The sequence below is a fragment of the Lysinibacillus sphaericus genome (genome assembly GCF_006864135.1).
Classification (GTDB): domain Bacteria; phylum Bacillota; class Bacilli; order Bacillales_A; family Planococcaceae; genus Lysinibacillus.
The window spans coordinates 183,875-201,865 of sequence record NZ_SADV01000007.1 but is presented as its reverse complement, the minus strand read 5'-3'; the positions used below and the strand labels follow the sequence as shown (position 1 = coordinate 201,865).

Genomic DNA, 17,991 nt, shown 5'->3' with positions numbered 1-17,991 from the left:
TCAAAGGCATACGAAAGTTCATTGCGGGGGTATTTGACTTGAAGGTGAACCAAGTCAATACTAAAATAAGGAACTGGTTAACCCCATTGTCTTGTTCTACTTAACTTTATGCTATATTATATGTATCGTCAGTACGGAAATTTTGGAACCACCCTTTAAATATAAATAAAGAGAACTAATAAAAAATCATAGTTCTCTTATCTAACTTTTGTTAATGTATTAATTTAGTGCCTTAAGAAAAACATCTACTTTACCGATTATTTTAATTGTATCTACATGTTTGCTATGCCCTTTCCATTCACTATCCAGTAATGTTTGTATAAGTGCTAACAAACTCTCTCTTGCCTCCATTGTTGGCATTTTTCCTCTAATTAGATATTCGTTATATACCAACATCTCTTGAATACTCTTTGCTGGTAGGTCTCCCTCAAATAGGTCGATATCAACTAAATCTGTTATCTGCACGCCAAGTGCTTGAGCGAGGTTCTTGATAATTGGATACGAAGGGGCACGTCTAATACCCTTTTCAAGTTTATTGATATAGCCTGCATCCATTTTTGCCAGTTCGCCTAATTGCTTATAAGTGAGATTTCGGACTTGCCGATAGTGCTTGAGACGCTGAGAAAATGTCCTTGAAATCTCTCGGTTTCCTTTTATAGTCGCAGTATTTTCATTCATATACAGTTCCCCCTGTTTCATTTATCTAATCCACAATCGCATTAGAATTTCCAATAATAATGATTTCTAAAAAATAGAAGCCTTTGTCATTAGAAACTTGCTATATTATAGATTTGGTTTGCAAATTTATTCGATAATATCAGTAAGGAAAAGTAAGATGACACATAAAAACCTTTCACTTAAACCATGGATGCATATGATAAACTATTTTTTCTGTTCATTCCCTATTCATTTCTTCATCCATCACAACAAGCTTACATACCCCTGCTTTAAGTAGAAGCTGCACATCTAAAAAAGCATCAGCAAGCTCAGACTCTTTATAAATTTCCTGCTCAAAAAAGTTAACCTGTGCTTCATACGTAACAACGTGGATGGTTTTTAACATCTGATATACAGTCATTCTTTATCCTCCTCTTGTTCATCCAACATTTTTCCCTCTTATAATAAATGGAAATACAATTCCATTTTGACTATAGACAAAAATAAAAAGACGCTGCATATAGTCATTGCTATATCCAACGTCTCATGTACATCTACCATGTTCAATTTTTGAATTTACCAATCTAAAATAATTTAAATGCTTAATACATTTCCTTTGCAAAAGAAACACCGCCCTTTACAATAGAAAATCAAATAAATTTACTTAGCCATTCTGGGTCAGTAATAATTTCAATTTGTAATTCATTTAGTGTTGTATCATCTTGAATACTAAATTTATAGGCCTTTAATTGATTACTGTCAAAATGATTCATTATTACTGATATAACAGTATTCTTGAATTGTTTAGGTACATAATTATTCAATACCTTTAAAGCTCTTAAATCTGTTACACTGGGTCTTAAATCTGTTGATAAATGTGTATGCCAGTCTCCTAAATAATATAATTTGTTGTTGGATAATTGGTTGATTCTATTAGAAAATCGAGTTGTATATTTATTATCTATATTAATAGCATATCTACTCATTTTTGCTTTTGGCCCCGGTTCTGAAGCATGTGTAACTAATAATACATCATTAATCTGACAACCGACTAAACATCCACCAATCTCAGCTCGCTTACCAAATTTCAGAATGATTTCTTTCATACTCTTCAAAGCATTTTCAGTGAAAAGCACCTTAATAATTTCCATTACAAACTTCACAATCCTTTAATAGAGGATTAGGTAAATATTTAATTTTATATTCCCTATTGCCTATCTTATCTCTTTCGCTCCATTCTATATAATGGTCCTCTGATGAATTAATGTTTAATAAAGTATCTATACTTGCCTTCGCTACTAACCCACCCGCAATGTTTATACTTGATATTCCTCCTACAAAAGTAGGTTGGTCACATCCTGGAGCAAACTGAAACTCTGATGGAGGGGCACTCGGAGGCATTTTTCCTCCATATGTTTTATTCCAACATCCCCAACACCCAGATAACATAGGGATTACACGTACTACTTCACAACTCCATGCTCCATTAGTTACGGAACCTATTATTAGAGGCTTTTTTTCCTCTACACATAATCTATTAATATAATGTGTTACTTTATGCGATGCCGATGTATCAATAATTAAATCAGAATCACCAATAAGTTGTAAAAGCTTCCTTACATTTTCTTCAGATGTGCCAGCACCTACTGAAAAACCATAATCATTTACTTTAGCCATAGGAATAAGATTCAAAATTCTATGTTTTAAAGCAACCACCTTCGAAAAACCAAACCATCCTTGACCTACTTGATGCCTAATTGAATTGGCTGGCTCTAAAATATCGTAATCAATCAGATTTAAAGTAGTTATACCCTCTTGTGCTAAAGTAGTCGCCACTATAGAACCTAATGAACCACAGCCAATAAGAGTAACAACTTTTTTATTTAATTGTTGACCAAAAGGATTTCTTACATTTATATCATCTAAATTAATCGAGTAGCATTTTATCCATGTTGCTCTACCGTCTAATATTTTTAATGCAACCCAACCTATTCTCTTATTTCCTTTTTTCCCCCATTCATCTTCGAAAATAAAGAATAATATCTGATTTTTACTTTCTTTTATTGATATATTCTCTTCTTTTAGCCATTGAATGATATTTTCATTTATAAGAGGTGGTGCTTTTTTTAATTTAATTACAGTTGATTTCATTATTGGATAGCCATCAAAAAAATTCTTATAACTATCATCAAGTTTTGTTATATCACTTGTTAATTTTAATTTAGAAATAATCCCTCTGCGAGTCTTAGGGTCATATAAGATTTCACAATTTGAAACATCCTTAAATTCATCTAAAGCCCAGTTTCCAAAAGGTGGAGGAATTAAAATCCCCCCTAATTTGTAGTCGAACTGATTTACCAATGGTTCTGGAACAATATCATCTTTATTTTGCTCTGCATTATAATTTAAGGGGCTAAATCTATAAATTAATTCCTCTATTTCATTTAAAATATCTAAAGCTGATAAATTGGCTTTCCATCTTTCGCTTGAAAATCCAAATAAGCATAGGCTTTTGGTAATTTTATTGTGGTGTCTAACTAATATTAAATCGTCTCCAACATCACATTTAACAGTAGGTGGAAATGAAGGATAGCCATTAGGATAAATCAGCCTAATCGGGTAATCCTTCATTATTCGAGAATTTCCAATAAATTCGACAACATTGTTATTAATTTTAAATGTAAATCCATAATTACTTAAAAGCTCTCTTTCTCTTTTTAATAAATCTGGATACTTTTCATACCAATGTTCAATCTTCACCATGTCTTCGTTCAGGTTGTTCACCCCAGTCTGATGTAGCTCTCGCTGAAACTGTATTTAGGCTATAGCTATTAGTAGAATCAGTTGTACTCGAATAATCATTGAATACTTTTTTCCATGCAGATAATTCTGTTTCAGTTCCTTCAGCAATCTTCTTTAAATGGTCTAAACTATTAGATGCTGTACTTTTAATCATACTTTTTCTAAAAGAATCAATTACATCCGAAACAATATTGTTACTATTCGCAGGGTCAATTAATCTAACAGTTTCAACGTTCTCCTCAATATATTCTAAAACTTTTTTAGTTTTTGCACTAAGAGATGTTCCCTCAAATCCATCTAAAGCTTTTATTACTAAAAGTTCTAAAGCAAATGATTTGAATTTTATTGAATGCTTATATTTCCATATCTTTAACAATCGTATTATTTTACGACAGTTACTATTTTTTATATGGTCTTTGTGTGTTTCAAGATTTGTTTTAATAGAGCTCTCTGTATCTTTTCTGTAAAGATTTACATCGTTGTTACTACCTTCTTCAATGCGTCTACCTGGAACTACGTCCACATTATCTAAAGGTAATCCTATTGATACATTTTGTTTCTGTACTCCTATATAATGTTCGTTTAATAAATCATAAACTTCATCATACATTTCTTTTAACGTAGTGAAAGACCCTTTTTTAAAATGTAACGCTATATCTATATCTTTACTTGCACTAATAGCCGTCTTTTTTGAAATAGAACCTGAATATTTCACAGTGGAAATTTTATCTGAGAAATGGCTTCTTAGTTTCTCTTCTATTTCATCCCTTTTAGCCTTAATATTTTCTTTTTCTTCATCCAATATTTTGTACTCTTCTAATAATTGTTCTAAATACTCATTAGCAGTCATTTTCATTTCCTCCTTCATATGATAGTAAATTGACCATTGCAATTATATTTGTCGTTAAAGTGGTAGGTATATTTGCTAAAGATGAATATGGGTAAAGATTAAGTAGTTCACCATCTTCTCCATCAACTCTTCCATTATCGATATAAATAATTATTGGAATTTTAGAGTCAATATCAATTAAAAACTGAATATATTTTTTAAACGTTTCATTTTCAGTTTCATATATTTTTTTATAGACGTAAATAAGCATATCAATTTCATTGTTACTTAGTTTTACTTTTGTATCCTCAAACTCGTTAAACTTATGTAATTGCGTATTACTAATCGCTCTTACCCTTCTAACTAAGTTAGACTCAACATTAGTTGTTTCTTCTTCAGAGCAAACTAAAATAAAATTACTATTTTTAAGTTTATATCCACTATTCAACAGACGTTCTAACTCTTTGTATTTCTCATCATATTCTGTAACTGTAGGACTTAAAATTTCATCAAATTTTTGCTTTGCTTCATTTACTACCTGTTCTGCCGACACTTCAATAACCTTTTCAGCATTTTTCTTAACTTCTTCACGAGACTGCCCAAATAACCAATATAAAACTATAGTACCTCCTGTTACTAAAACTCCCAAAGCCACGAAAAACAGATTAATTAGATTAAAAAAACTCTCTCTATCACTGTTTGCAAAACTTTGAAAGTTTTCGTATTCTGACTTTAAAAACTCAACCATTTCTTCATCTTGCTTTAATAAAACAGTTTTTTTTTCATCTTTTAAAACTTCTTCAAATTCTTTTAACTGCGTAGATAATGATGTAAGTTCTTTCTCGGTAGCCTTTGATTCTTTGTGAAAGTTAGACCCAATGTTAACCAAATAAATTAAATTGATTATCAATAATAAAATTAAAATAATTGGTGCAAATGATGTAGCATACTCATTAAATTTTTTAATTGTTACCACTCCCAATTCAAACTAAAACTAATAATATACTGTTAATTGTTGTAATTTTACATAAAATTATACCATCTAATAAAAAAAACACCACTTATAATATTTTTATTAAAAGTCAAGAAAATAAGTAAAGGACATTATAATTAAAGGTTTTATTAAAATGTCAAACATTATATATGTATAAAAAAGAAAGAATAGATATAAGTGGGATACCTGCTTATATCTATTCTTTTTTGTACCCATAAATATATATGAAATATTTCAATTTTATGTAAAAATATATAATAACTATTTCTAAGGGGGATTTAAAGAATGAGAGAAAATAGTGGATGGGCAAACCCTGAAGATTTTTCATTAGTATTTCGCTGTACTACCAAAAAGTATGCAGAAAATTTCTTGAAAAAAGGGGAAATCAAATTCGGTACACCAGAATCTTGGGTTAAATATGCGTTCGAAAAAGGCGATGGTCGCGGTGATAAATTAGAAGGTACATTAGCAACTTGCAATGTATTTGACGTCGAACGTTTAATTGAATTAAATCAAAAATACAAAAAATATCCTGACTTAGTTCGTATAGCTATTGGAAATCGAGTTTATTTAAAGAAAGAGAAGGATATGAAGCTTCCATGTTTTTGCTTTTATATTTTGAAGCAAAGTATGTTTGAATGTCCAAAGGAAGAAGGTAAACATAAATTAACAACAACGGTTCCAGCATCATATTTTAGGGATTTTGTTGATAATATGGAACCTCAGGAAATAGCAAAAGAAAAGGATGAAAATAAACCTGCTGTTGTTTTTATTAATGATTATAAAAAATTTGAACAACGAATTATTAATGCACTTATAGCAATGGGAGTAAAAAGAGAAGAGATTATCATCGAGAGAGTTTTATATTATGATTTCAATCAATACGGAGAAAGTGGGTGGTGGGATTTCGCGAATAAACCACCGTTTCAACTAACAATTAAGCATAAACGATTTGAAAATCAGAGCGAAGCAAGAATAATAATAAATACAGATAATGAGAAAATTAAACAAACTTTATTAAAGCCAATTGAAATTGGTTCATTAGAAGACATCGCTCAAGTAAATAATAGTTATCTTCATGAAGGAGTATATGTAGAATTAGATGCACATTTAAAAATATTAGATTAATTTATTTTTAATTCAAAGAACACAAAGGCACGAACTCTTGATTTGATAACACTTCGTGCCTTTATTTTTAAAACTACTATTACTCAGATTGTTTAATCGTTAAGCACCAACTATTTATACATTTCAAAGTAATTTGCTACCCATTTTGAATTGTTTTCCGCAATATATTGTTCCGCAAGAATTAGTCTCTACACTAATTCTTTTTTCGATAATTTCATGTATTTTCTTTGTGCATTTGCAAAACTTCTATTTGGCTTCAATTTACGGAAATCTGTATCAATATCGAGAGGAGGGTTTTGTTCCAAGTACATCTTTTCTCTATCAGCCATATTCTCCAACATGCTATCGTGGGCTTTACGATGGCTTTCTTCGTCAAAGTAATGCTCATAAACCTTAATGGTTTCTTCATCTTTCCAATTGATATATTTAATTAGCTCATTCTTTTTTTATTTGAGTTCTGCTTCTGCTTTTGAAGTATTATAGATTTCACGCAATCTTGAAGTAACAAACCAATGTCGTGTTTTATGTGGATTTAATTTTATTCCACATTGTTTCATCGCCTTATCCCAATGGTAATACCACGACTCATCTTTAATTTTACAAAGTAAGGTGGTGTGTTAATATTTATCCTCTCTCAAACTCTAAAGTTGTTTTAAGAACAATTAAAATTTCTTTTTGTTCGTTATCATAACAAGCCAAATACAATAAACCTTTATATTTTGATTTGATATCTCTTAAACTTGTTATTTGTAATGTATTTAAATCTTCCGATGTTACTTTTCCTTTATATTTTAAGTATTTTGCGACTAATGTAAATTCGTAATTATTTTCTATTATAAGCGTTCTTCCTTCTCCTAAAACATCTACTTCATAATGCAATATTTTTTCTTCAAAGAATTTATTTAGACCTCTTATCTCTTGTGGGAACGGCATACTAAACTCTCCCCTAAAATTATCTAAATATCTCCAACTTTGATATTCACTTAGAAATACTTCATTTGCAGTAAAAATAAAAATCGCTTTATCTTTTGTACCTTCTTTATAGTATTTTTCAATTATTACATTCCTAAACTGAAAATCTAATTTTATCTTCTTTTTTAAATGTTTTTGAATTAATAAATCCCTAAATGGGTATCCTGACACCAAACCATCTCCTATAGGCAATTTGTTTTTTCGAATCGACTAAAGTCTTTAAATTTCGTAAAAACGACGAAAGGCAAGAAACCCGATAACGGATTTCCTGCCTCTCAATATTGTTTCTATATTAACAAATTTAAGATATCTTTGCAAAACAGTTTTAATTAGTAATTTTCAATAACAATATAGTTTGCGATGTTTTCCTTACTCATTATCAATTTATCAGTTAAGAAACGTTCATTTATTCTCTGATTAACATATTCGGTAATTTCATTATTTAGGGTTTGTTTCTGTTGAAATAGGTCTTATATGGTAATTTACAGGCTTTATTACTTCCAGTTGCCATTGTTCGTTAGATATATATAATACTGAATTGCTCTCAATATAGTAATTTGCAATAATGCCATCCTCTACACTATCTTGATTAACATATAATATTTCTAACGAAGCACCTTCTGTCATATTTATAGTCCTTATACCTTTACCACAGAAAATGGAAACTTGCGGTGTTATAACAAATATCAGTAAAAGTATCATCCCCACAAACATCTTTATACCCTTTTCCTTCTTTTCAACTATCACTTTATACAAAATTAAAAGTATATTATATAAAATCCCTTTTTCGTTTTTAAATACTTTTTCTAAATCTAAAAAATCATCTTGTCCTATATCTTTGCTTTTATCCGTTTCATTACTCGCTCTCTTATATAATGCTCTATTTTTAGATTTCGTTTTAATAAATTTAACCACATAGTATGTCGGTATATTGATTATCAAAATAAACACAATTAGCCAATAAACATTTAGTTTAATATTTATAAAGGTTAATAAATAGATACTTAGCAAAGCTACTATAAATGAAAATGGTAAACTACTAAAAAAAATTATCAAATTCTTATCTTTAATGAAAATTAATAAAGTAGTAATCAGAGGCCACAATAATAGTAATATTAGAAAGAGTATTTGCTTTAATAATATTTTTTCTAATATTACATCTGACAAAAGAATCGAGATAATAAGCCATATAAAAAATGTTAGAAAACTACTTTTAATTACGATAATAGGGTTAGAAATAATTTTAATAAATATAAAAAAGACCCATACCATAAGACCAAAAAACAACCAAATAAGAAAGAAACTAAATATACTTGTCAACGTTAATTCACTCGAAAAAAAAACAGCTAACATTATTGTTATAAGTATTGCAACACTTATAAGTAAAGCTAACATTTTCTTTTTATCTTTTTTGTCATGTTTCCATAAAGAAATAAATCCAAATATAACATAAAAAATACAAATAAAATAAAATGAAGTCATAGATATTGTCCGAAAATCAAAAGGGATAAAATTGGATATTATATTAAAATTAGAAATAGAGCTGCTGATATCTCCACCGAAATAATATCCATATAAAAAATTATAAACTAACAAAAAACTTAATATAGTCACTATACTAAATGTAAACACAATAAATTTTATATCTGAATAAAATTTCGAATAATATTCTAACTTATTAGATAGTATAGACTCTATGAATTTCATTCTATCCCTCCTAAAAACATCCGTTTGCTTTTCATGTCCATCAAGAAAGAAGGAATTTTATAACTTTCGAATCCTTACTTTAGTGAATGGCTATAACAAATAATTAATTTCTTTCAATCAAATATTCTCTTAAGCTATTTGATACTTCGTCAACATCTAAGTCTAAATACTGAGTTGTGACCTCCAAGTTAGAATGTCCTAATGCTTTAGATATTAATGCAATATTTGCTCCTTTAGTAAGTAAGTTTTTAGCAAATGCTCTTCTAAGTGCATGTGGATTAATGTTTTTCAAACCAAATTGTTTGCTATACTTTGTTAATTGTTTGGAAATTGCATTATTAGTGGACTTTGTATCTAAAGGAGTTCCTATATAAGAAATAAAAATATTCCCATTGTTTTGATTATAATGTCGTCGAACCTTATTATTTTGTTGAATTAACACTTGATACAACTGAATTAGTTGATTATCAATCGGTAGTTTCAATAACTTATGATTTTTTAAAATTTCCCCTTCTAAAACCAACGTTTTTTCATCAAAATCGATATGTTTTTCTTCAAGTTTCCCTAAAGTATTTATTCTAATTCCAGTTTTATACATTGTCAATATTGCAACAGCATCTCTTAGACCTATAAAAGTATTTAAATCTAAAAGGGAAATCAATAATTGTACATCTTTTTCATTTGCTCCAGCTTTAACTTTTTTATCTACTTTGATGTTCACATCTTGCCAAAATTTTGACTCATACCAATCATTTATATAACATTTACTTAGGAATGACTTAAGCGCTTTTAATCTCGTTAATTTTGTTTGTTTTGATACTTGCATGTTTTCAAGCCAAGTGTAAATTGTATCTAATGTTATTTCATTTAAAAACGTAATAGTCTGTGCATCTTTTAAGTGATTCACAATTGTTTCATAGTCTTTTATTGTTCGAGGTCGAAGACCACTGGAAATCATTTGTCTTTTCACAATTTGAATCGCATCTTTTATCATTTTTGAATTATTTTTCACATGCTTAACAGTTGCCTCATTCTCAAACTTTAAAAGGTTTAAATCAACATCCACTTCAAATAGTCCCGACTTTTTAGTCATAAAAAAAATCCTCCATTCAAAAATTGATTGGAAGATGATTCTGGTCTCGTAATAAAATCACAAGGGCACAAAAAAGGGATAAAGTCATCCAGACCGAAGCCCTGACCGTATCCCTAATTTCTCTCAAACCCTTATCCCTAAAGGCCTGAGACCTGCTTTTTAGACGTCCCAGGAGGGATTCGAACCCCCGACCGACGGCTTAGAAGGCCGTTGCTCTATCCTGCTGAGCTACTGAGACATAATGTTATTTTATATGTAGTCCATATCAAGGACAATATTTATTATATGTTCTTTTTATCATAATGTCAACATTAATTTAACTATGAAGGCAAGGTTTGCCTCAATATTAATATTATATGATTTCCTAAACCCCATTATGCCCTCCTCATCTCTACTTTTGCTAAAATAATGAAAAGCCATAAAACTCGCGGTGCGCAAGGAATAGGTAAAGGCATTGTACTTACGTATGTACGAAATAGTGCCTATATTGTTATTGCTGATGTAAATAAAGAATTAGTGCTTCGTAGGAAAAGATTTACTTTTGCTAGATTATTCTGTTCTTCTTATTCAAACAGTTGTTACGAAAAAACAGGGCATCGTTTCTTTAATACAAAAAGTGGTTGATCATTTTTGCTACTATCCATATTTTAATTAATAATGCAGGGAAATTTCAACATAAATCTTTTTAAGACATATCATTGGATGAATGGAATGATATGATTCAAACAAATTCAACTTCTTTTCAGCAGATGTCATGGAATTTTGCTAAGGCATAATTAATCAGCCCAAGAAATAATTTCGTTACAGACATTTATCTAACAGTGGATGGAGGGCTGACTAAAAAAATGATGTATGAAGAAAAGCCATATTTACTCCTTTCACAAAATTGTTCTTTTCATATACAGAAATACCTTGGAGTATTTTATATTAGGAAGAAAATTAGAAGGAGTGGAAATACATTGTACCCATATTCAAACGGAAAATATGTAAGTCCCTTAAGCAAGCTCTATAATGCCTCTTACACACAGTATACTGCACCTATTCGCCATTTTACAGCCGTTGAACTTTTATCGTCGCTGTATCAGTAAGGCTGAATCGGATTTTATGGATGGAGCATGTCAATTGGACGAGGATGACGATTATAAGTATTGTGTTTGGCTTATCTGATTTGCCCTTTGTGCAAGAACGGCTGTTACAAAATGCGACGGACTTAGGCAATTGTCTACGTCCATTTTACGGCGACCAAATTGCCGATCGTTATGCTGAACTGATTAAAGAACATCTTCTAATTGCTGCGCAGTTAGTAACTGCAGCTGCCAAAGGAGATACTGCAACAGCGGATGCAAAGGAAAAGGAATGGTATCGTAATGCAGACGACATTGCAATATTTTTGAATCGAATTAATCCATACTTGAGTATTGAGGAAGTACAAAAAATGTTCTACACACATTAGCTTTAACAAAAAAAGAAGCCGTAACTATGATTCAGAAAAACTATCAAGTGGATATTCAAGTTTTTGATGACATTGAAGCTGAGGCACTTGCTATGTCGGTTATGATTGCAAGCGCCATTGTAATGCAATTTTATTATCTCTTTTATTAACATTAATAAATCTTTTTGTTTTCCAAAATGGGTGGAAAAATTTTAGCCTGTTTACTTTTCGAATAATGAGCAATCGGTTGAATGCCTTGTATAGATTCCTTTACAAATGGAGCTAATGTGTTGCTTTCAATGTTAAAATGAACTCGTTGCAACTGCCATGGCATATGATTTATATCTATGCGAACTAGAGAACTCTTACATTTTGACCAAGAATGATAACGTTCCACTAACCATTCTTCAAAGGTAGAACTACTTATTTCACCGGCAATCGGTTGATACGAAATTTTCAACCTTTCATCCTGTGCACCATGATATAAACTTGTAAAAGAAAAATTATTCTCTTTTTGTTGTAAAGCTATTTTTGAATGACGATATGATAAACTGCCCTTTGTAGCTATTTGAACAATAAAACGATTCGTAACATCTGAATTAAAGAAATAGACTCCTTTCATGCCTTTATATGTAACATAAGTCCGGACATTAAGCTGCAAATGGGAACCTACTCCTGGGAATGGTGGTAGAAATCTTAGTCGTTGTCCTTTTACTTGAAAAAGGACAACACTAAGCCAAGCGTTATTTTCATAGAGATCCAGTTGCAACTCTTGCGGAATACACTGCTCTAAATCCTTAGGTGATACTGGCCAATGTAGAAACAACACATCTTGCCATATTTGCATTAAAATCCACGGTTTACTCCACATAAAATAACTCCTTTCTGTAGTTAAATTCTTTCCTACAAAGGAGTTATTCAAACGAAAATGATTATTTTTGTTCTGAATCTAATGTTTCTATTGCAACATATCTGTAGTATAAACTGCGTAGTTCGGATTCTTTATAACTGCCTAAATGACTTTTATATTGTGGATGCACCAAAATACCATGATCTCGAAGTTGTTTCACAAACCAACCTTTTGAATACTTATGCACTATACACATTCCCTTCACTACTATTCATAACATAGCGTATGCTCAGGAATTTGTGTAGTGACATTTTTTCAAAATAAAAAACGAAGAATTTATCCTTCGTTTTCAAACTGTTGGTAAATGTTGTTGTTCTTTAAATGAGGATCACGTTCCAGGCCACTCGCTTTCATACATAAGATACCATACTTTGTGATTGGTTGATTGGAATGGAGACTACCCGGCTCCTTGGGGATTAGCGTCACAGATAAGACCATCAGCGAGTATATACGGGAACGAAGGCTAAAACGATCACGTCCTGTGATAACGCCTTCGACCAACATCCTGTTGCTGCCGCTACGTTATATTACGCTTTCGCACAAAAAACATCTGTTGCCCAAGCGGCTCATCGGGCGCCCCTAGGAAAGCGTTCAATCAGAACGGAAATCAACCCTTCGTTTTGCCGAAGGGTTATATTTTCGCATTAATTCAATAATTTTCAACTTATGTGCCACAAAACGTTCGATATGGTTGGTTAGATGGCGTTGGTAATGTCGCATATTCCTGCTGCTCCACACAATGTGCAAATGGTTGAGCAAGAGCATCCATTAATCGCTCCATTACGCTATAGTCTCCCTGCTCAACAGCAGCCTCTAATGCCTCTTCTACACGATGATTTCGCGGAATAACTGCTGGATTATGATCGCGCATTAATTGTTTAGACATGTCTTTTGTTTCTTGCTGTTTTTCTAGCCTTGCGAGCCAATTCTTATGCCATTCTTTAAATTCATTTTTTTTAAATAACGGTGAGTCATCAAATTTATCGAATGTTAATGCGATAAATGTATTCGTATAGTCTGCTTGATGTTGATGCATTAACTTCAGAAGCTCTTCAATAAGTGCAGCGTCCTGATCTTCTTCGTTAAATATCCCAAGCTTTGCCCGCATACCTGTTAGCCAGTTTGCATAATACAGCTGAGGATAATGCTTTAAAGTCTCTTGAGCTAAATGAATGGCAGCTTCCTGATTTTCATGAATTAACGGTATTAATGATTCAGCCAGTCGTGTTAAATTCCACCCTCCGATATTAGGCTGGTTTCCATAAGCATAGCGACCTTGTCGATCAATAGAGCTAAATACTGTCGCTGGATCATAAGTATCCATGAATGCGCAAGGACCATAATCAATCGTCTCACCACTAATGGTCATATTATCTGTATTCATGACGCCATGAATAAAACCAACTAACTGCCATTTTGCGATGAGAGATGCTTGTTTCTTTATAACTTCCTGTAGAAGGGTCAGATAACGATTTTGAGTTACTTCAGCATTAGGAAAATGACGGTCCAAAGCATAATCAGCCAAAGCTTTTAGCTCATCCTCCGTTCCAAAGTTCGCTGCATATTGGAAGGTCCCTACTCGCAAATGACTGCTTGCAATACGGGTTAGAACTGCCCCTGGAAGCTCTGTTTCACGAAGGATCATTTCGCCTGTCGTCACAACAGCTAAACTTCGAGAGGTTGGAATGCCAAGTGCATACATGGCTTCACTAATAATATATTCACGAAGCATTGGACCAAGTGCTGCCCTGCCATCTCCGCCCCTGGAATAAGGAGTTCTTCCTGAGCCTTTTAGTGCGATATCCAAGCGTTCATGAGTTGGTGTTAGTTGTTCACCTAATAACAGTGCCCTTCCGTCTCCGAGCATATTAAAGTGACCAAATTGATGACCTGCGTATGCTTGTGCAATGGGCATGCCACCAGTCGGATTGTCGTTACCTGCAAAAATCGCTACCGCTTCCTCGCTTTGTAACGCATCGACGTTTAACCCAAGTGAATTGGCAACTGATTCATTTACCATTACTAACTTTGGTGAACGAACTGGATTTAAATTAATTGATGTATAAAAAATATTTGGTAAACGGGCATAACTGTTATCAAAATTCCATCTTAGTGTATTTTCCATGTTTTCTCCTTCGTTACGTTTATCTTTATTTTTTCTACTTCATCATAAACAATTCATAGCCATTTTTACCATTTGCAATTAACTTCTTTCAGCAATTGTTTTCTGTAGCGAAAGTAAAGCGTCAGCTACATTCTGTACAGAAAGCGTAGCGACAGGTACAGATGTTTTTTGTAATGTAAGTGAAACGGCAATTATAGAATTCTCCCACCTCTAGATGAATGCAGATTTAAGCTACTTTTCAGCGTTTGTCCAAACATCGCTAAAATAGAGGAACCCAGTCTAAGACGCCACGTCCTGAGGCAAGTTATCTGTACGAGTGAGTGACCAACATCTGTGCTGTTGCCGTTGCCGCTGCAGCTTCGCTTTCGCACAGGCAAAAAACACGTTGCTGACGCTACGTTAGCACTGACGCTTTCGCGCAAAAACATTTATTGGCCTAAGTACAAAGCCGATTCCGGACGCAATTATGCCAAGGCATGATTGATTGTGGGATAAAACAAAAAACGCTTAGTTTTCTAAAAACTTAAGCGTTTTTGTTACATCATTTTCGCATAAACTTGTGGGTAGAAATAAAGTTATTATTATCCGTGAAGAACTTTACTTCAAAATACATATCTTCCACCTCTACAAGAGCAAAGCTTTTTTCTTTACGACCACGTGGTTTTAATAAACTCCCTGGATTTAAAAATAACACATCATCAATCATTTCTGCCCCAAGGATATGAGAGTGACCAAAGCACGCAATTTGCGCGCCTACCTCTTTGGCACGATATGATAATGATAAAATTGAATTTTTAACATTGAATAAATGGCCGTGTGTTACAAAGACTGTGACACCCTCTAAATCGAAGTCTGCCTCATCAGGGAAGGCTTTATCGATATCACAATTTCCGCGTACTTTCTTCATGCCAGCCAATGCTTTATGCGAGAAAGGAAGCTCACTATCTCCACAATGAATGAAAGCAGCAGCATTTGGGTAAAAGCTACGAACTTTTTCAATTACATTACTATCGCCATGTGTATCACTCATGACCAGTATTTGCATGGATATCACCTCTTATTTTATAAGATTAGGTAATTGTTCCTTCAACTTACGAATTGCATTCCCACGGTGTGAAATTGCTCCTTTTTCATCTGCTGCTAGCTCTGCCATCATACGATTTAAGCTTGGGACAAAGAAGACTGGATCATAACCAAATCCGTTTGTACCACGTTTTTCGTGTGCAATGACACCTTCACAAGTCCCAAAAACTGTTGTCGTTTCAAAACCAGGACCTGCAATAGCAATGCAACAGCAGAAGCGTGCTGTACGCTTTTCATCCTCGACATTTTTTAAGTTTTCTAGTAGTTTAACCATGTTTGCTTCATCATCATGATCACCAGCATAACGTGCGGAATAAACACCTGGTTCACCATTTAATGCATCAACAGATAAGCCACTATCATCAGCAATAACAATTGTGTTTAACTCTTTTGCCAATGCTTCTGCCTTTAAAATTGCATTTTCCTCAAAGGTAGTGCCTGTTTCTTCTATTTCCATCTGTGGGGCAACATCAAACATCGTTACTACTTCATAACCAAGTGGACCAAATAGCGCTTCGAAATCTTTTGCTTTTCCTTTATTTTTAGTTGCAATGACTACTTGTTTCATGTTATTCATTTCCTCCCACTTTGTTAGCCAATTCACCTAGTGTCTCTTTTTGAAGTGCAATCAATTGTTGAATGCCTGCTTCACCTAACGCCAGCAGTTCATTTAACTCTTCACGAGAAAAGGTTGCTTCTTCACCTGTCCCTTGTAGCTCAACAAAGCGTCCTGCTCCTGTCATGACGATATTCATATCTACAGCAGCAGCGACATCTTCAACGTAGTTTAAATCTAAAATTGCTCCGTGATCCTCTACAATACCAACACTTGTTGCAGCTAAATAGTCTGTGATTGGAAATTTTGCTAATTGTTTTTCTTCTGCGAGCTTTGCAACTGCTTGTGTCATCGCTACAAATGCTCCTGTTATTGATGCTGTACGTGTTCCTCCGTCTGCTTGAATCACGTCACAGTCAATCCACACAGTACGCTCACCAAGTGCTTCTAAATCAACGACAGCACGTAATGCACGACCGATTAATCGTTGAATCTCCATTGTACGGCCGTTGACTTTGCCGCGAGATGACTCACGTGCTGTACGCTGTGCTGTTGCACGAGGGAGCATCGAGTATTCTGCAGTGATCCACCCTTTTCCTTGTCCACGTAAAAATCCAGGCACCTTATCCTCAATCGTTGCTGTGCAAATTACTTTTGTATTGCCTACTTGAATTAACACTGAGCCTTCTGGGTGCAATAAATACTCACTATCTATTTTCACAGGACGCAGCGCATCTACATTTCTTCCATCAAATCTTGTCATAATTTTCGTTCCTCCTAAAATCTTTCGCGCACTCATCTTAACATAATTTTCACCTTCAAAAAAGTGCTCGGTCCCTTATGTACAATGCTAAAAACGGCAAAAATCAGCCTAGCCCATAGCTAAGCTGATTTTTTATTTTAATGTCAAACGTTTTATTTGGAGAGTACCTTGCTCAAGCCAACTTTCGGCAATTGAACGGAAAATAGGCACTGAACCAGTTGCATAAAATTTATGGGCAGGCACAGCGTCTGGGTCAGCCAATGTGCCATTATATTCAAGCATTTCTTGAACATCCTTTGCTGTTTCCTCTGCAGAAGAAAGCACAAAAACTTCTTCTCCTACAACAGCTTCAATTTGTTTTTGCAGAATAGGATAGTGCGTGCATCCTAGTATGACCGTATCAAATTGTTCATTTTTCAACGGCTTTAAGCCTTCCGCAATTAATTTATTTGCAAATTCACCTTTATATTCGCCACTTTCTACAAGTGGTACGAATGTTGGACAAGCAAGCGGAATAATATGAGTCGACGTATTCAATGATAATAAGGCTTCCTCATACGCCCCGCTTTTAATTGTTCCTTCTGTTGCAAGCACAACGACTTCATGTCGCTTCGTTTTCTTTACAGCTGCACGTGCGCCAGCATTAATAACGCCTAGTACCGGAAAAGGCATATTTCTTTGTAAACTTTCGAGTGCTACTGCAGTCGCTGTATTACAAGCAATGACGAGCATTTTGATATTCATTTTCTCTAGTGCTTTTGCCATTTGCCAAGTGAAGTTTCGTACTTCCTGACGACTTCTTGGACCATACGGACATCTTGCTGTATCACCAATATAATAGATTGTTTCGTTTGGTAATAGCTTCATTATTTCTTTTGCTACGGTTAAACCGCCTACTCCTGAATCAATAACGCCTATCGGGGCATTCATACTTTCCGCC

Annotated in this window: 20 protein-coding genes and 1 tRNA gene; 3 read left to right on the top strand and 18 right to left on the bottom strand. The window is 33.4% G+C overall.

The window, feature by feature from the left end:
* Positions 1 to 219: 219 nt before the first annotated feature.
* From C7Y47_RS11310 to C7Y47_RS11285, 6 genes are all read right to left on the bottom strand, one after another.
* Entirely contained in the window at positions 220 to 678 is a 459-nt protein-coding gene (locus C7Y47_RS11310) for a helix-turn-helix domain-containing protein (RefSeq protein WP_185903462.1), read from the bottom strand.
* A gap of 217 nt (positions 679 to 895) precedes the next feature.
* Positions 896 to 1,078, bottom strand: coding sequence for a hypothetical protein (locus C7Y47_RS11305; protein WP_142508880.1), 183 nt, complete (start codon positions 1,076 to 1,078; stop codon positions 896 to 898).
* A gap of 229 nt (positions 1,079 to 1,307) precedes the next feature.
* Positions 1,308 to 1,808, bottom strand: coding sequence for a Mov34/MPN/PAD-1 family protein (locus C7Y47_RS11300; protein ID WP_142508879.1), 501 nt, complete (start codon positions 1,806 to 1,808; stop codon positions 1,308 to 1,310).
* Positions 1,795 to 3,420, bottom strand: a complete 1,626-nt coding sequence (locus tag C7Y47_RS11295; RefSeq protein ID WP_142508878.1) for a ThiF family adenylyltransferase — start codon at positions 3,418 to 3,420, stop codon at positions 1,795 to 1,797. The genes C7Y47_RS11300 and C7Y47_RS11295 overlap by 14 nt, the downstream gene beginning before the upstream one ends.
* Positions 3,407 to 4,309 carry an SMODS domain-containing nucleotidyltransferase gene (locus C7Y47_RS11290; protein ID WP_142508877.1) on the bottom strand — a complete coding sequence of 301 codons (903 nt, stop codon included), beginning with the start codon at positions 4,307 to 4,309 and terminating at the stop codon, positions 3,407 to 3,409. The genes C7Y47_RS11295 and C7Y47_RS11290 overlap by 14 nt, the downstream gene beginning before the upstream one ends.
* Complete coding sequence (locus tag C7Y47_RS11285; RefSeq protein WP_142508876.1) at positions 4,299 to 5,264, bottom strand: hypothetical protein; 966 nt, start codon at positions 5,262 to 5,264, stop codon at positions 4,299 to 4,301. Before C7Y47_RS11285 ends, C7Y47_RS11290 begins: the two co-directional genes overlap by 11 nt.
* 303 nt (positions 5,265 to 5,567) lie before the next feature.
* Here C7Y47_RS11285 and C7Y47_RS11280 point away from each other — a divergent pair, with 303 nt between their 5' ends.
* Positions 5,568 to 6,410: a hypothetical protein gene (locus tag C7Y47_RS11280; RefSeq protein ID WP_142508875.1), complete on the top strand. Its 843-nt coding sequence runs from the start codon at positions 5,568 to 5,570 to the stop codon at positions 6,408 to 6,410.
* 188 nt (positions 6,411 to 6,598) lie between these two features.
* Here the strand turns inward: C7Y47_RS11280 and C7Y47_RS25615 are convergent, their stop codons facing one another.
* From C7Y47_RS25615 to C7Y47_RS11255, 5 genes are all read right to left on the bottom strand, one after another.
* Complete coding sequence (locus C7Y47_RS25615; RefSeq protein ID WP_255505138.1) at positions 6,599 to 6,739, bottom strand: hypothetical protein; 141 nt, start codon at positions 6,737 to 6,739, stop codon at positions 6,599 to 6,601.
* A gap of 295 nt (positions 6,740 to 7,034) precedes the next feature.
* Complete coding sequence (locus C7Y47_RS11270; RefSeq protein ID WP_142508874.1) at positions 7,035 to 7,553, bottom strand: hypothetical protein; 519 nt, start codon at positions 7,551 to 7,553, stop codon at positions 7,035 to 7,037.
* A 267-nt stretch (positions 7,554 to 7,820) separates the two neighbouring features.
* Positions 7,821 to 9,089 carry a hypothetical protein gene (locus tag C7Y47_RS11265; RefSeq protein WP_142508873.1) on the bottom strand — a complete coding sequence of 423 codons (1,269 nt, stop codon included), beginning with the start codon at positions 9,087 to 9,089 and terminating at the stop codon, positions 7,821 to 7,823.
* A 103-nt stretch (positions 9,090 to 9,192) separates the two neighbouring features.
* On the bottom strand, positions 9,193 to 10,182 hold the full coding sequence (locus C7Y47_RS11260; RefSeq protein WP_142508872.1) for a tyrosine-type recombinase/integrase: 990 nt from the start codon (positions 10,180 to 10,182) through the stop codon (positions 9,193 to 9,195).
* A gap of 164 nt (positions 10,183 to 10,346) precedes the next feature.
* Positions 10,347 to 10,420, bottom strand: a tRNA-Arg gene (locus C7Y47_RS11255).
* An 894-nt stretch (positions 10,421 to 11,314) separates the two neighbouring features.
* Here C7Y47_RS11255 and C7Y47_RS25610 point away from each other — a divergent pair.
* Positions 11,315 to 11,635 carry a hypothetical protein gene (locus C7Y47_RS25610; RefSeq protein ID WP_255505133.1) on the top strand — a complete coding sequence of 107 codons (321 nt, stop codon included), beginning with the start codon at positions 11,315 to 11,317 and terminating at the stop codon, positions 11,633 to 11,635.
* Between the two features lie 26 nt (positions 11,636 to 11,661).
* Positions 11,662 to 11,784 carry a hypothetical protein gene (locus C7Y47_RS25605; RefSeq protein ID WP_255505132.1) on the top strand — a complete coding sequence of 41 codons (123 nt, stop codon included), beginning with the start codon at positions 11,662 to 11,664 and terminating at the stop codon, positions 11,782 to 11,784.
* Positions 11,785 to 11,786: 2 nt separating this feature from the next.
* Here the strand turns inward: C7Y47_RS25605 and C7Y47_RS11240 are convergent, their stop codons facing one another.
* From C7Y47_RS11240 to racE, 7 genes are all read right to left on the bottom strand, one after another.
* On the bottom strand, positions 11,787 to 12,485 hold the full coding sequence (locus C7Y47_RS11240; RefSeq protein WP_142508871.1) for a YqjF family protein: 699 nt from the start codon (positions 12,483 to 12,485) through the stop codon (positions 11,787 to 11,789).
* Between the two features lie 61 nt (positions 12,486 to 12,546).
* The gene (locus C7Y47_RS11235; RefSeq protein WP_185903461.1) at positions 12,547 to 12,720 is read right to left on the bottom strand and encodes a DUF2639 domain-containing protein; all 174 of its coding nucleotides are present in this window, start codon (positions 12,718 to 12,720) and stop codon (positions 12,547 to 12,549) included.
* Between the two features lie 468 nt (positions 12,721 to 13,188).
* Entirely contained in the window at positions 13,189 to 14,649 is a 1,461-nt protein-coding gene (locus tag C7Y47_RS11230; protein ID WP_142508870.1) for a protein adenylyltransferase SelO, read from the bottom strand.
* Positions 14,650 to 15,190: 541 nt separating this feature from the next.
* Positions 15,191 to 15,694 (bottom strand): metallophosphoesterase, encoded by a 504-nt coding sequence (locus C7Y47_RS11225; protein WP_142508869.1) that lies wholly within the window; start codon positions 15,692 to 15,694, stop codon positions 15,191 to 15,193.
* Positions 15,695 to 15,706: 12 nt separating this feature from the next.
* Positions 15,707 to 16,300 carry an XTP/dITP diphosphatase gene (locus C7Y47_RS11220; protein WP_142508868.1) on the bottom strand — a complete coding sequence of 198 codons (594 nt, stop codon included), beginning with the start codon at positions 16,298 to 16,300 and terminating at the stop codon, positions 15,707 to 15,709.
* A gap of 1 nt (position 16,301) precedes the next feature.
* A complete protein-coding gene (gene rph, locus C7Y47_RS11215) occupies positions 16,302 to 17,051 on the bottom strand; it encodes a ribonuclease PH (RefSeq protein WP_132357125.1) in 750 nt (249 codons plus the stop codon).
* A 132-nt stretch (positions 17,052 to 17,183) separates the two neighbouring features.
* Entirely contained in the window at positions 17,184 to 17,981 is a 798-nt protein-coding gene (gene racE, locus C7Y47_RS11210; protein WP_142508867.1) for a glutamate racemase, read from the bottom strand.
* Positions 17,982 to 17,991: the final 10 nt, after the last annotated feature.